Genomic DNA, 14595 nt, shown 5'->3' with positions numbered 1-14595 from the left:
CATGGGCTTCTATTATTTCGACATTTTTGTAATGACATAACTGCCTTAATATGCTGCCTATATCCATTCGTAATTTCCCATAAATCGCTTTTCGTCTGAATTTAGGGGTAAAGACTATGTGATACTTACAGTTCCATCTTGTGTGTGATAAACTCGAATCGTCATTGGATTTATTTGCCATTGGCATATCCTCCTATATTTTGAATTTTGGTTATCAGCCTTATTCATTATATCGGAGGATTTTCTCTTTTCATCGCTTAAGCTCTTTGATTCCATACGCATAGCGTATGGTTTTTATAGGCAGTCTTCGTCTGCCTATAACGAAAAAAATAAACCCGTTAGGGTTTATTTTTAATCATCAAGCTAAGCGGTTAAAAGTTAAATTTCGAAGTCTGATAAAGACTTACCGTTATCCAACGCATCTTGAATGGCTTTTGGCGTTCTGCCTTGACCCGTCCAGGTTTTTTGTACCCCGTTTTCATCGGTATAGTGGTATTTTGCCGGACGTGGAGCACGTTTTTTACGCGTGGCTGCCGGTGTATCATTCAATAATAGCGCTGCCAATTCTTCTTTGGACAGACCGCTATTTTCGATTTGTGCTTTTACCGAAGCAATTTTTTGCAAACGTTCCTCTTCTTGTTTCCGAGATGCTAATAACGCTTCTTTTTTCTCTTCAATCACGCCAACGAATTTTGCCACAATCTCTTCCAGCTGCTCAACCGAAAGATCTTTCGTCAATACGCGCAAGCTGCGCAGGTTAGATAACTTCTTAATCAATTCGCTCATAATCATTCCTATATAATTTCAGTTTAATAACGTTTGGTTAATATTTAATTAGAAATATAAAACAAAAAAAACAGATTATCAAATATTTTATTTCCAAATTTTAAAATATTAAGCCTGCACCCGAATTTATTCAAAATAAATCTGCTGTTTTTATTCACAACAAGCAATTTGACCGCTGTTTTGCCTCGGCAAATGCCACCGCACTTTATATCCTGTTTTGCTATACGGCATGGCTATCCGTACCATTCGGCATAGCCATGCCGTGGTGATTATGTCTGGGTAATTATGTGTGGTGATCAAGCGGCATCGGACATTAAATAAAAGTGCGGTATTGCTGATGTATTTATCCTGTCTCACGGAAAAGAAGCGCATAACTTTTGATAAAATGCCGACGATACCGCACTTTCATTCCGATAATTCGCTTATATAGCTTGGTTTTTTTGGATACTTATTGTAGTCTTTCCCTGTTCCTCTTCCCTGCTTTACTCTTTGACACCTGCAGAGAGAAACTTTTAGCATTGTTTATCTGTTATCAACAGCTGCAACGGCGGCTATTTTTTGCCGCTGAAAGATAAGCATGCGCTAATCATTTATAATTAATTTTTATTTATGGAATTCTTATGGATTTTGTTGATTTTTCTAATTCATTTTGGTCGGTCATTCCGCCGTTATTGGCGCTTTCTTTAGCGATTGTCACCCGTAAAGTCCTGTTATCATTAAGTGCCGGTATTATTGTCGGCGCATTGATGCTGACAGGCGGTAATATCCTGAATGCAGCCCGCTACACGTTTTCCAACGTTGCCTCTTTAGTCTATAGCGATGGCGGATTTAATGCCGATTATACCAATATCATTCTTTTCCTGCTTTTATTGGGGGTTTTAACCTCGTTGCTGACCATTTCCGGCAGTAATCAGGCTTTTGTCAGTTGGGCGCAGAAACACATCAAGCAAAAGCGCGGTGCCAAATTGCTGACCGTCTTTTTGGGCGTATTTATTTTCATTGACGACTACTTCAACAGTTTGGCGGTAGGGGCCATTGCGCGTCCGGTAACTGACAAATACAAGATCTCCCGTGCCAAACTCGCCTATTTGCTGGATTCTACCGCAGCGCCAATGTGCGTGATTATGCCGATTTCCAGTTGGGGAGCTTATATTATTACCCTGGTCGGCGGTTTGTTGGCAACACATGCCATTACCGAATATTCGCCGATAGGTGCTTTTATGGCGATGATCGGCATGAATTTCTATGCCATTTTTGCTTTGGTGATGGTCTTTATCGTCGCAATCTTCTCGTTTGATATCGGACCGATGGCACACTTCGAACGCAATGCGGAAAAGGCAGACGCCATTGAAGATGAAATTGCCGGCGGCAAACATGGTCGGGTTATTGATTTGATTTTACCGATTCTGGTGCTGATTATCGGCACGATCAGCATGATGATCTATACCGGCGCACAAAGTTTAGCGGCTGACGGACAAGCATTTTCCATTTTGGGGGCTTTTGAAAACACAACCGTCGGCACTTCTTTGGTTGTCGGCGGTGTTGCGGCGCTAATTACCGCAACCCTGTGTGCACTCAGTTCACGCCAAATTTCCTTGAAAGAATACCTGCTGGCTTACGGACTGGGGGTAAAATCCATGTTCGGAGCGATCCTAGTTCTATTCTTTGCTTGGACAATCAATACCGTGGTGAGCGATATCCACACCGGTAAATATTTATCCAGCCTAGTCAGTGATTCCGTTGCTATCGGCTTTTTACCGGTATTGCTCTTTATTCTGTCCGCCTTGATGGCATTTTCAACCGGTACCAGTTGGGGTACGTTCGGCATTATGCTACCGATTGCCGCGTCAATCGCAGTAAACGCCGATCCGTCGTTACTACTGCCTTGCTTATCCGCCGTCATGGCAGGGGCGGTGTGCGGCGACCATTGTTCACCGATTTCGGATACCACGATTTTATCTTCAACCGGTGCGAGTTGTAACCATATCGATCATGTCACCACTCAATTGCCTTATGCCTTATTGGTTGCAGCTTCATCGGCAGTCGGCTATTTGGTTGTCGGTTTCACCAAATCCGGCTGGCTCGGCTTTTTCGCCACGGCAATTGTGATGATCGGTTTGATTTTGTTTTTTAAAAAACGGATGGCAATGCGATAAAACCGCACTTTTTGACAAGAAGCAGATAATTTTTTAGATTTTATAAAATGCGATACATTATCGCATTTTTTTTATTTTTAATGGTTTTTATTTTATAAAATATCGAAAAATAAAATTTTACAGGATTTAAATCTCAAAAATAGCCATGAAATACGTTTGCCCACCGTAAAAAAAGGTGGACAAGCGCAATCAGTTGACGTAAAAATAACAGCATATTTTAGCGAATACGGGCAACTTACCTCAGGGGGCATAATGAAAAAATTATCAGGTGCTGAAATTATCGTACAAGCAATCCAAGATCAGGGCGTTAAATTCGTCTTCGGTTATCCGGGCGGCTCAGTGTTGGACATTTACGATGCAATACAAACCCACGGCGGAATCGAACATATTTTGGTACGCCACGAACAAGCGGCAGTGCATATGGCAGACGGTTACGCCCGTGCAACCGGCGAAGTCGGCTGCGTATTGGTCACATCGGGACCCGGCGCAACCAACGCCATTACCGGCATTGCCACCGCTTATATGGACTCCATTCCGTTAGTGGTTTTTTCCGGACAAGTGCGCAGCTCGTTAATCGGCAGCGATGCCTTTCAAGAGTGCGATATGGTCGGTATTTCCCGTCCGGTGGTTAAGCACAGTTTCTTAGTCAAACGCGTGGAAGATTTGGCGGAAACCATCAAAAAAGCCTTCTATTTGGCGGCGAGCGGTCGTCCGGGACCGGTGGTAATTGATTTACCGAAAGATATCGTTAATCCGGCGAACAAAATTCCTTATGTTTATCCGCAAAATATCAATTTGCGCTCCTATAATCCGAATATTCACGGACATAAAGGACAGATAAAAAAAGCGCTGAAAGCGGTTTTGGTGGCGAAGAAACCGGTCATGTTTATCGGTGGCGGTATCATCAGCGCCAATTGCGCCGAGCAAGTTACCGAATTTGCCAAAAAACTGAATCTGCCGGTGGTCAGCTCGTTAATGGGGCTTGGCGCATTTCCGGGCAGTGATAAACAGTCGTTGGGCATGTTGGGTATGCATGGCACCTTTGAGGCGAATAACGCCATGCACGAAAGCGATTTGATTCTGGCAATCGGCGTGCGTTTTGATGATCGCACAACCAATAATTTGGAAAAATATTGTCCGCATGCCAAAGTGATCCATATTGATATCGATCCGACCTCGATTGCCAAAAATATCGATACCTATATTCCGATTGTCGGCAGTGCCGATTTGGTGCTAAACGAATTTTTATCGCTGTTGAGCGATGAAGCCACCTTAAGATCACAAGGATCGTTGGAAGCATGGTGGCAGCAAATCGAGCAATGGCGCGCCCGCCAATGTTTGAATTACCAACACAGCGACAACGTGATCAAACCGCAGCAAGCCGTTGAAACCATTTATAAATTAACTCACGGCGAAGCCTATATCGCATCTGATGTCGGACAACACCAAATGTTCGCCGCGCTGTATTATCCGTTTGACAAACCGCGCCGCTGGATCAACTCCGGCGGACTGGGCACGATGGGCTTTGGTCTGCCTGCCGCAATGGGTGTAAAACTGGCTTATCCGGACGCTTGCGTTGTCTGTATCACCGGCGACGGCAGCATTCAAATGAATATTCAGGAGCTTTCCACCGCACAGCAATACAATATTCCGGTGGTCGTAATCAGTTTGAATAACCGCTTCTTGGGCATGGTAAAACAGTGGCAGGATATTATTTATGCCGGCCGCCATTCGCAATCTTATATGAACTCACTGCCGGATTTCGTCAAACTGGCGGAAGCCTACGGGCACGTCGGCATTCAAATTAACACGCCTGCCGAATTGGAACCGAAATTAAAAGAAGCGTTTGCAATCAAAAACAAACTGGTATTCGTCGATATTTTGGTGGATGAAACCGAACACGTTTACCCGATGCAAATCGCCGGCGGCGCAATGAACGAAATGATTTTGAGTAAAACGGAGAGAACATAATGCGTAGAATTATTTCAGTCTTATTAGAAAATGAATCCGGAGCATTATCACGCGTAATCGGACTATTCTCACAACGGGCATTTAACATCGAAAGTCTGGCGGTTGCACCGACCGATGATCCGACCTTATCACGCATGACCATTGAGGCTTTCGGCGAAGAAAAAGTGTTGGAACAAATCGAAAAGCAGCTACATAAACTGGTTGATGTATTTAAAGTGATTAACTTAAGCGACTGCGATCACGTCGAACGGGAAATTATGCTGCTCAAAGTGCGGGCACAAGGCAACTCCCGTGATGAAATGAAACGCCTGTCCGAGATTTATCGCGGACAAATCATCGACGTAACCCCAAAAAGCTACACCATTCAGCTTGCCGGCACCAAAGATAAACTGGACGCCTTTATCGCCTCGGTCAAGCAAGAAACCGACATCATCGAAGTCGTGCGTTCCGGTTTGATCAGCCTCTCACGCGGCGAGAAAAACTGTTTGTAATGCCATAAACCGCACTTTGTGTGCTTTTCAAAGCCAAAGTGCGGTATCTTTTTTCAACCGACAAAAACCGCACTTTACGATCTTGATCGCAATCTTTTTTCGCAATCTGCACAGGATAAGTAATATCCGTTATTCTTACTCTGAATTTTATAGCGGAGAAAAAATGAAGATTCGTTGTCATCATTTCAAGAATACCAATTGGTATTTACTGAAAAGACCGATAAAAAAAGAAACCTCTGATTCGTGGGCAAAAAATTTGGAGGACTTAGCCAAAGTTGCACTGCTTGCCATACCTGTTGTACTATATGGGCAGTATAGCTGGTGGTTTAAGGGAATTAACCTTGTTTTATTAGCTTTCGCCGCATATGGCATTTTGTTATGCAGTAAAGAACTCAGAAAATACCAAGATAAACTTTCACAGGAGGAAGTATAATGGAAACAACCATTATCCTGCTTATTATTTTGGCGATGGTTATCGGTATACTTTTTGCTATCAAAAGTGCGGTTAAAGATGCCATCAAACATGATGAAAAGCGATAAAAAATAAAGGCTACCAAACGGTAGCCTGCTTACGTTAAAACTGCTTATAATCATTTGCCTGTTGTAACAACTGGCGGCTTTCTTTCATAAATAATTGGGAATAATCACCAAACCACTCGCTGACTTGTTTAAACGCTTGGGTAAATCCAGCGCGATCACGCTGTTCAAAAAAGCGTAGCGCTTCTTCATAGCTCTGTTTTAACGATTCAATCACCGCTAAATTTTCCGCTTTATCCAAAATAATATCCGCATACAATTCGCCGTCTTGCGCAAACAAACGTCCGATCATCGCCAGTTCTAAACGGTAAATCGGCGACGACAATGCCAGCAGCTGCGATAATTCGACCGGTTGGCGCGACAAGTGCAAGCCGTTGGCAAAGGTGGCAAAGTGGCGTAGTGCCTGAATATACGTCATATTTTTATCATGTTCGGCGGCATCAATCGCATACAGGGTTGCGCCCCAAATCTGCATTTGCTGTAAAATCCATTGATAACGTTCCGGATAGCGCCCGTCGCAGCGCACAATCACCTGTTTGGCAAAACTGGCAATATCCGGCCCGAACATCGGGTGCAGCCCCAGCACCGCCCCTTTATGCACTTCCAGCATTTTTTCAACCGGTTGGCGTTTCACGGAGGTGAAATCCAGCAGCAGCATATTTTCGTTTAAATACGGTGCTAAGCGTTCGATGGTTTCTAAGGTATTGCGAATCGGCACGGTCACGATCACCACGTCGGCATCGTGCAAAATCTGATCCGCCTGTTGCCACTCGGCACGTCCCAAATTTTCCACCTGATAACCGGAAAGTCGGAAATAGCGCCCGAACAAGCTACCGAGTTTCCCCTTTCCGCCGACAATCACGATTTTTTTAATTTCAGGATTAACGGTTTTAAAGCCGTTTTTATGCTCGTTTTGGTAAGATTCACGCATAATCCGACGCAACAGATCTTCGATTAAATCGGGCGAAATCCCCATTTTCTCCGCTTCTTGGCGACGTGCCGCCAACATCTCCGCTTCCCGCTCCGGCACATACACCGGCAAGCCGTGTTGATGTTTCACCTGCCCGACTTCCGCCACCAGTTGTAGACGTTTTTCCAATAATTTCAATAAATCGCGATCCAGTTGATCAATTTCATCACGCAAGGGTTGCAACGGTTGCATTTTGTCCTCTAATGTCTATTTAATAATTGCTGATGAATTTTACGCAATAATTGCTCAGTTGTCTGCCAATCAATGCAGGCATCGGTGATAGAAACGCCGTATTGCAACTGCGCTTTTGGTAATTCCGAGTTTTGGTTACCGGCAAACAGGTTGCTTTCCAGCATTAAACCGGTAATGGAACGGTTACCGTCTAGAATTTGTTGCACCGCATCTTCCGCCACCAGCGGCTGACGGCGGTAATCTTTGTTGGAATTGCCGTGACTGCAATCGATCATAATCGACTGCTCCAAACCGGCTTTTGCCAGCTCCTGTTCACATTGTTGTACAAACTCGGCTTGATAGTTCGGCGCTTTGCCGCCGCGCAAAATCACATGCCCGTCTTTATTACCGGCGGTTTGTAGCAAACTGACCTGCCCTTGTTGGTTAATGCCGATAAAGCGGTGTTCCATGGACGCCGCTTTCAGTGCATTGATCGCCGTTGCTAAACTTCCGTCGGTACCGTTTTTAAAACCGACCGACATCGACAGACCGGACGCCATTTCACGGTGGGTTTGCGATTCGGTGGTGCGCGCACCGATTGCCGACCAGCTGAACAATTCCGCCATATACTGCGGCGAAATCGGATCAAGCGCTTCGGTTGCCAACGGCAAGCCTAACTCGACCAAATCAATCAACAATTTTCTTGCCAACTGTAAACCATACTCTACATCAAAACTGCCGTCCAAGTGCGGATCATTAATCAACCCTTTCCAACCGACAGTGGTGCGCGGTTTTTCAAAATAGACCCGCATGACAAGATACAACGTATCTTTCACTTCTTCGGCTAGCGCTTTTAATTTATGCGCATATTCCAGCGCCGCCTGCGGATCATGAATCGAACAAGGGCCGATCACGACCAGTAACCGATTGTCTTTTCTATGAATAATATCGGCAATCTCATGACGAGAGTGTCCGATCTGTTGTTTTAATGCTAATGATAAAGGCAATTTTTCTTTCAATTCATGTGGTGTCATCAATACTTTTTCATCATGGATATTGACGTTGTGAATTAAATCTTTATTGGCTACGGCGTTCATGGGATTCCTTGTTTAATTTAATATTGTAAATATTTTTATACACTCAATGTATCAATTTAATTACAATAATCCATCTTGAAAAAAAATTCAAGTAAGATTTGGCTGAAGGCTTACCGCACTTTCGCCATAAAAAATCCTCGCATTCTACGAGGATTTTAGTAATGAGTAAGATGAAAATGTTTTAAATTTCTAAATACGCCATAATTCCCTGTGCCGCTTCTCGCCCTTCGGCAATAGCCGTGACGACCAAATCCGAACCTCGCGTAATATCGCCGCCGGCGAAGATTTTCGGATTGGCGGTTTGCTGTTTGAATTCGCCTTTGGCTTCGATCCGCCCGCGGCTGTCGGTGGTAACGCCGACCGCACTTAGCCACGGCATCGCATGCGGAGCAAAACCAAAGGCGACAATCACGACATCACACGCCATCAATTCCTCACTGCCCGCCACGATTTGTGGGCGGCGTCGACCGTTAATATCCGCTTCGCCCAGTTCAGTGCGCACAATATTGATCCCCACGACCTTGCCTTTTGCGTCCGTTTCAATGGCAAGCGGCTGCGCATTAAAATAGAAATTCGCCCCTTCCTCTTTGGCATTTTGCACTTCACGGCGGCTGCCCGGCATATTGGCTTGATCGCGGCGATAAACACAAGTGACTTCTGCCGCTTGTTGGCGCAACGAGGTACGCACGCAGTCCATCGCGGTATCGCCACCACCCAGCACCACCACTTTTTTACCCGCCATAGAAACGAAATCGTCACAAGGCAAGCCCATCACATTTTTGGTATTGGCGATCAAAAACGGCAACGCCGAATAGACACCGTCGGCATTTTCATTCGGGATTTCCGCCTGCATACCTTGATAGGTTCCGACACCCAGAAAGACCGCATCGTACTCCGCCGCCAACTGCTCCAGCGTAATCTCCTTGCCGATTTCCACGCCCAGTTTGAATTCAATCCCCATTTCACTGAAGATTTCACGGCGGCGGATCATCACCTCTTTTTCCAGTTTAAACGAGGGAATACCAAAGGTGAGCAAACCACCGATTTCCGGTTCACGTTCATACACCGTTACTGCAACCCCATTTTTAATCAACTGCTCGGCACAGCCCAACCCTGCCGGCCCCGAACCCACTACGGCGACTTTTTTGCCGCTATGCGGTATATTTTTTACGGTCGGTCGCCACCCCATTTCAAAGGCTTTTTCAGTCAGGTATTTTTCCACGCTGCCGATCGTCACCGCGCCAAATTCGGCATTCAGCGTGCAAGCGCCCTCACACAATCGATCTTGCGGACAAACCCGCCCGCAAATTTCCGGTAAGGTATTGGTTTCGTGCGCCAATTCCGCCGCTTCAATGATCCGTCCTTCGTACACCAGTTTTAACCAGTTCGGAATATTGTTATGTAACGGACATTTGTGCTGACAATACGGATTGCCGCACTCCAAGCAACGATCCGCTTGTGATTTAGCTTGCGGATAATCAAACACCTGATAAATTTCGATAAATTTTGCTTTACGATCCACCAGCGCCTTTTTCGGCGGATCAATTCGCGGTAAATCAATAAACTGATAAATATTTCCCTGCTGACTCATATTCTGTTTCCTATCTTGTCACTCACGCTGTTATCTGTTGAGAGCCAAAGTGCGGTCGGCTAACCGCACTTCGCCCCGGTTGGCTTTATACGCTTATTGGGTTACCACCCGCAATTCATCGACGGTGCGGCGTTGGTGCCCCAATAACGAATTGACGTCTTTCGCTTTCGGTTTCACCAAACGGAAACGCGCAAGATAGGCGCTCCAATTAGCTAAAATCCGTTCCCCTAACGGACTGGCGGTATTTTCAACGTGCTCGGCAATCAAACCGCGCAGATACTCTTGGTGCGTCGGCAGTGTGTCCAATGTTACGGTTTCAACCAACTCATGATTTAAACGGGATTCAAATTTTTCATCGCGATCCAACACATACGCAAAACCACCGGTCATACCGGCGCCGAAGTTAATGCCGGTTTTACCCAATACGCACACTACGCCGCCGGTCATATATTCACAGCCGTTATCGCCGATACCTTCAACCACCGCCGTTGCACCTGAATTACGCACCGCAAAACGTTCCCCTGCACGCCCCGAAGCAAACAGCTTGCCGCCAGTCGCGCCGTATAAGCAGGTGTTGCCGGCAATGGTTGATTCTTCTGCTTTGAAGATTGTCCCGCTGTGCGGACGGATCGCAATTTTGCCGCCGGCCATACCTTTGCCGACGTAATCGTTAGCGTCGCCGGTGAGATACAGATTGACACCGCCAGCCAGCCACACGCCCAGACTTTGTCCGACCGTGCCGTTTAAGCGAATATCAACCGCTTGTTTTCCATTGCCTTTATTGCCGTATTGTTGCGCAATAATGCCGGATAGGGTTGCGCCCACCGAACGGTCGGTGTTGCGCACATCGTAGCTCAAATCCACCAGCGCCTGCGTCGCAAGTGCGGTCTGCGCATCGGCAACAATCGCTTTGTTCAACTCGCCTTTATCCATGGTCGGATTGGCTTCAATGCAGTAACGCGCGCTGCCCTGCGGCACTTTCGGCGCATACAGCAATCCGCTCAGATCCAAGGCGTGCTGTTTCGCGGTCTTGCCTTCGATAATCGAGAGTAAATCGGTGCGCCCGATTAGATCGGTCAACTTGGTTACACCCAGTTCCGCCATTAATTCGCGTACGTCCTGCGCGATAAATTTGAAGTAGTTCATCGCTTTTTCCGGCAAGCCGTGATAGTGATTTTGCCGTAATTTTTCATCTTGAGTGGCAATACCGGTGGCACAGTTATTCAAATGGCAAATGCGTAGATAACGGCAGCCCAACGCCACCATCGGACCGGTGCCGAAGCCAAAACTTTCCGCCCCCAAGATCGCCGCTTTGATCACGTCCAGACCAGTTTTCAAGCCGCCGTCCACTTGCAACCGCACTTTATGCCGTAGGTTGTTTTCGACCAACGCCTGTTGCGCTTCCGCCAAACCCAATTCCCACGGCGAACCGGCATATTTCACGCTGGATAGCGGACTGGCGCCGGTGCCGCCGTCATAACCGGCAATGGTGATCAAATCGGCATAGGCTTTCGCCACGCCGGTCGCGATCGTGCCGACACCCGGCAAGGAGACCAGTTTGACCGAAATCATCGCTTTCGGATTGACCTGTTTCAGATCGAAAATCAGCTGTGCCAAATCTTCAATCGAATAGATATCATGGTGCGGCGGCGGTGAAATCAGGGTTGAACCCGGCACGGCATAACGCAGTTGTGCGATATACGGCGTGACTTTATCGCCCGGCAGTTGTCCACCCTCGCCCGGCTTCGCCCCTTGCGCCACTTTAATTTGAATCACTTCGGCACTCATCAGATAAGCCGGCGTCACCCCAAAGCGACCGGAAGCCACTTGTTTGATTTTAGACACTTTTTCCGTGCCGTAACGTTTCGGATCTTCCCCGCCTTCGCCGGAGTTGGAATAGCCGCCCAAACGGTTCATCGCCACCGCCAACGCCTCGTGCGCTTCCGGTGATAATGCGCCGATACTCATCGCCGCCGAATCGAAACGTTTATACAGCCCTTCCGCCGCTTCGACTTGTGCCAAGTCGATTTTTTGCGCCGGATCGATATTCAGTTTTAACAGATCGCGTAAGGTCGTTGCCGGACGGTTATTTACGGTATCGGCATATTGACGGTAAACCGAATAATCGCCGCTATTCACCGCTTGCTGCAAATAATTCACCACGTCCGGATTGTAGGCATGGTATTCGCCTTGCGGTTTGTACTTCAGATAACCGCCGTTATCCAGCTCCTGACTGGCACGCCAAGCCGACTTGTTCAAGGTTTTCAAATCGGCTTCCAGTTCGGCAAAACCGGCACCTTTGATCCGCGAGCGGATTTTGCGGAAACAGAGTTCCACCACTTCGTCCCCCAAACCGACCGCTTCGTACAAGTGCGCGCAACGATAAGAGGAAATCGTGGAAATCCCCATTTTGGAGATGATTTTATATAAACCTTTGTTGATTCCGTCACGGAAGTTTGCCATGACGCTGCGCAGCGGTTTTTGAATTGCCCCTGTCGCCACCATTTGCGCCAAACTTTCATAGGCTAAATACGGATAAACCGCAGTTGCGCCCAAACCGATCAACACCGCAAAATGGTGCGGATTGCGCGCCGAACCGGTTTCGACCACAATATTGGCATCACAGCGCAAGTTCGCATCAACTAAACGTTGTTGCACCGCACCGACCGCCAACACCGCCGGAATCGGCAGACGGTTTTTCGCCAAAATGCGGTCTGAAATCATCAACAATACCGAGCCGTTGCGCACCGCACTTTCCGCTTGATCGCACAATGCCAATAATGCCGACTGCAATGAATCTTGCCGTGAATCGTAAGTTGCGTCCAAAACCTGATGTTGATAATAGGTCGGCTCCAGTTGTTTCAGCTGCTGCATATCGGAATAGAGCAAAATCGGCGATTTAAAGCTGACCCGGTGCGACATCCCTTCGGTTTCAAAAAACACGCTCATCTCACGTCCAATACTGGTATTTAAGCTCATGACATGTTTTTCACGCAGCGGATCGATTGGCGGATTGGTCACTTGCGCAAAGTATTGGCGGAAATAGTCATAAATCACGCGCGGCTTTTGCGACAACACCGCAAACGGTGCGTCGTCGCCCATAGAACCGACCGCTTCCTGTCCGTCCTCCCCCAACACCCGAATCAGATTTTCCAGCTCTTCTTTATCGTAACCGAACTGTTTTTGATGAATCAAAAGTGCGGTTTGATCCAGCTCCGCTTTGCCGATTTTGTCGTCCGGCAAATTTTCATACGGTGCGAGGCGCAATACGTTTTTATTCAGCCAATCACGGTATGGGTGGCGTTCTTTCAGTTCCGCATCAATTTCATTGGAGTGGATTAATTTACCGTTAGTAGTGTCGATCACCAACAACTCGCCCGGCCCGACCCGCCCTTTTTCCACCACTTCGTCAGGGGCGTAATCCCAAATGCCGACTTCACTGGCGATGGTGATTAATTTATCTTGCGTGATCACATAACGCGCCGGACGCAGGCCGTTTCTGTCCAGCGTACAAGCGGCGTGCGTGCCGTCGCTTAACACGATCCCCGCCGGACCGTCCCACGGTTCCATATGCATCGAGTTAAAATCATAGAACGCCTGCAATTCATCGTCCATGTCCGGATTGTATTGCCACGCCGGCGGGACTAACAGCCGCATGGCGCGGAATAAATCCATGCCGCCATTAACGAATAACTCCAACATATTATCCAGCGAACTGGAATCCGAACCGCTTTCATTCACAAACGGCGCAACCGTTTGCAGGTCAGGGATCAGTGGGGTGTGATATTTATAGCCGCGTGCTCTCGCCCAAGCACGGTTGCCGGAAATGGTATTGATTTCGCCGTTGTGCGCCAAAAAGCGGAACGGCTGCGCCAGTTTCCAACGCGGCAAGGTGTTGGTGGAAAAACGTTGATGGAACAGACAAATACCGCTCTCCATACGCAAATCCGCCAAATCCAGATAAAACTTCGGCAGATCTTTGGGAATGCACAGGCCTTTATAGATAATCACTTGGCTAGACAAGCTACAGATATAAAAATCAGAGTGTTCGATCCGCATCTCGATCCGGCGGCGCGCCATAAACAAACGGCGTTCAATATCGCTGCGCCCCCAACCGGCTGGCGCATTGACAAATACCTGTTTGATCGCCGGCAAACTGGAGGCTGCAATTTCGCCCAATACCGATTTATTGATCGCCACATCGCGCCAAGCAGCAATGGTCAGGGTTTCACGGGTCAACTCCTCTTTGATAATCGCCGTATATTGCTCAATCAATTGCGGATCGGTCGGCAAAAAAATCTGCCCGACGGCAAACTCTTTGCCCAAACGCCAGCGTTGCTCTTCCGCCAAAAAACGGAAAAAGCGTTTCGGCATCTGCATATGCAAGCCGCAGCCGTCACCGGTTTTTCCGTCGGACAACACCGCACCGCGGTGCTGCATGCGCGACAAGCCCAAAATTGCCGTTCTCACCACTTTATGGCTGGGTTTTCCCTCTAAATGGGCGATCAGTCCAAAACCGCAGTTTTCTCTGATTTCATCTCGGTTATAAAGCATAATCCACTTCCTGTATCATTTGACGTTTTTTCTTATAAGATTGTTAGAAAATACAAAAAAACCGTATTTTGGTCAAAATATTTTTATCATTATCTTTAAATAATTAAAAAATATCTAAAATAAAGGACATAAAATAGAATAATAAACAATTCAAATTTGATAATGATTCTTAATCGCAGCTAAAACGATTTATGTTCTGATTTTGGCAATCGTTATTGCAATCAACAGCAACTCAACGTAAAATGCGCATTCCCTGTCATAGCTGAATTAG

Annotated in this window: 10 protein-coding genes; 4 read left to right on the top strand and 6 right to left on the bottom strand. The window is 47.0% G+C overall.

Annotated features, from left to right (window positions below; all coding sequences use genetic code 11):
* Positions 1 to 181 (bottom strand): transposase (locus B8880_RS04295; RefSeq protein ID WP_208610886.1); only part of this gene is annotated, 181 nt, incomplete at its 3' end.
* 197 nt (positions 182 to 378) lie between these two features.
* A complete protein-coding gene (locus tag B8880_RS04290; RefSeq protein ID WP_084256260.1) occupies positions 379 to 786 on the bottom strand; it encodes an H-NS family histone-like protein in 408 nt (135 codons plus the stop codon).
* A 620-nt stretch (positions 787 to 1406) separates the two neighbouring features.
* Between B8880_RS04290 and B8880_RS04285 the strand changes: the two genes are divergently transcribed.
* The 4 genes from B8880_RS04285 to B8880_RS04270 all read left to right on the top strand — a co-directional run bounded on the left by B8880_RS04285 (position 1407) and on the right by B8880_RS04270 (position 5837).
* Complete coding sequence (locus B8880_RS04285; RefSeq protein WP_084256258.1) at positions 1407 to 2942, top strand: Na+/H+ antiporter NhaC family protein; 1536 nt, start codon at positions 1407 to 1409, stop codon at positions 2940 to 2942.
* Between the two features lie 252 nt (positions 2943 to 3194).
* Positions 3195 to 4913, top strand: coding sequence for an acetolactate synthase 3 large subunit (locus B8880_RS04280; protein WP_084256256.1), 1719 nt, complete (start codon positions 3195 to 3197; stop codon positions 4911 to 4913).
* Positions 4913 to 5404: an acetolactate synthase small subunit gene (gene ilvN, locus B8880_RS04275; protein ID WP_084256254.1), complete on the top strand. Its 492-nt coding sequence runs from the start codon at positions 4913 to 4915 to the stop codon at positions 5402 to 5404. The genes B8880_RS04280 and ilvN overlap by 1 nt, the downstream gene beginning before the upstream one ends.
* A gap of 163 nt (positions 5405 to 5567) precedes the next feature.
* The gene (locus B8880_RS04270) at positions 5568 to 5837 is read left to right on the top strand and encodes a hypothetical protein (RefSeq protein WP_084256252.1); all 270 of its coding nucleotides are present in this window, start codon (positions 5568 to 5570) and stop codon (positions 5835 to 5837) included.
* A 141-nt stretch (positions 5838 to 5978) separates the two neighbouring features.
* Here B8880_RS04270 and tyrA read toward each other — a convergent pair whose 3' ends face one another.
* The 4 genes from tyrA to gltB all read right to left on the bottom strand — a co-directional run bounded on the left by tyrA (position 5979) and on the right by gltB (position 14324).
* Positions 5979 to 7103, bottom strand: coding sequence for a bifunctional chorismate mutase/prephenate dehydrogenase (gene tyrA / locus B8880_RS04265; protein ID WP_084256250.1), 1125 nt, complete (start codon positions 7101 to 7103; stop codon positions 5979 to 5981).
* A gap of 8 nt (positions 7104 to 7111) precedes the next feature.
* Positions 7112 to 8179 carry a 3-deoxy-7-phosphoheptulonate synthase gene (locus B8880_RS04260; protein WP_084256248.1) on the bottom strand — a complete coding sequence of 356 codons (1068 nt, stop codon included), beginning with the start codon at positions 8177 to 8179 and terminating at the stop codon, positions 7112 to 7114.
* Positions 8180 to 8360: 181 nt separating this feature from the next.
* Positions 8361 to 9770 carry an FAD-dependent oxidoreductase gene (locus tag B8880_RS04255; RefSeq protein WP_084256246.1) on the bottom strand — a complete coding sequence of 470 codons (1410 nt, stop codon included), beginning with the start codon at positions 9768 to 9770 and terminating at the stop codon, positions 8361 to 8363.
* A gap of 93 nt (positions 9771 to 9863) precedes the next feature.
* Entirely contained in the window at positions 9864 to 14324 is a 4461-nt protein-coding gene (gltB, locus tag B8880_RS04250; protein ID WP_084256244.1) for a glutamate synthase large subunit, read from the bottom strand.
* Between the last annotated feature and the right edge of the window lie 271 nt (positions 14325 to 14595).

This window comes from Pasteurella testudinis DSM 23072 (genome assembly GCF_900176075.1).
Taxonomy (GTDB): Bacteria; Pseudomonadota; Gammaproteobacteria; order Enterobacterales; family Pasteurellaceae; genus Chelonobacter; species Chelonobacter testudinis.
Note: the sequence above shows the minus strand (reverse complement) of the source record. Positions and strands in the feature narration are given on the sequence as shown.

What these genes read in the sequence shown, in the direction of transcription:
- B8880_RS04280 (WP_084256256.1), top strand. Translation starts at nt 3,195, where the DNA reads ATGAAAAAATTATCAGGTGCTGAAATTATCGTACAAGCAATCCAAGAT.
- tyrA (WP_084256250.1), bottom strand. Translation starts at nt 7,103, where the DNA reads ATGCAACCGTTGCAACCCTTGCGTGATGAAATTGATCAACTGGATCGC.
- B8880_RS04260 (WP_084256248.1), bottom strand. Translation starts at nt 8,179, where the DNA reads ATGAACGCCGTAGCCAATAAAGATTTAATTCACAACGTCAATATCCAT.
- B8880_RS04285 (WP_084256258.1), top strand. Translation starts at nt 1,407, where the DNA reads ATGGATTTTGTTGATTTTTCTAATTCATTTTGGTCGGTCATTCCGCCG.
- gltB (WP_084256244.1), bottom strand. Translation starts at nt 14,324, where the DNA reads ATGCTTTATAACCGAGATGAAATCAGAGAAAACTGCGGTTTTGGACTG.
- B8880_RS04255 (WP_084256246.1), bottom strand. Translation starts at nt 9,770, where the DNA reads ATGAGTCAGCAGGGAAATATTTATCAGTTTATTGATTTACCGCGAATT.
- B8880_RS04290 (WP_084256260.1), bottom strand. Translation starts at nt 786, where the DNA reads ATGAGCGAATTGATTAAGAAGTTATCTAACCTGCGCAGCTTGCGCGTA.
- B8880_RS04270 (WP_084256252.1), top strand. Translation starts at nt 5,568, where the DNA reads ATGAAGATTCGTTGTCATCATTTCAAGAATACCAATTGGTATTTACTG.
- ilvN (WP_084256254.1), top strand. Translation starts at nt 4,913, where the DNA reads ATGCGTAGAATTATTTCAGTCTTATTAGAAAATGAATCCGGAGCATTA.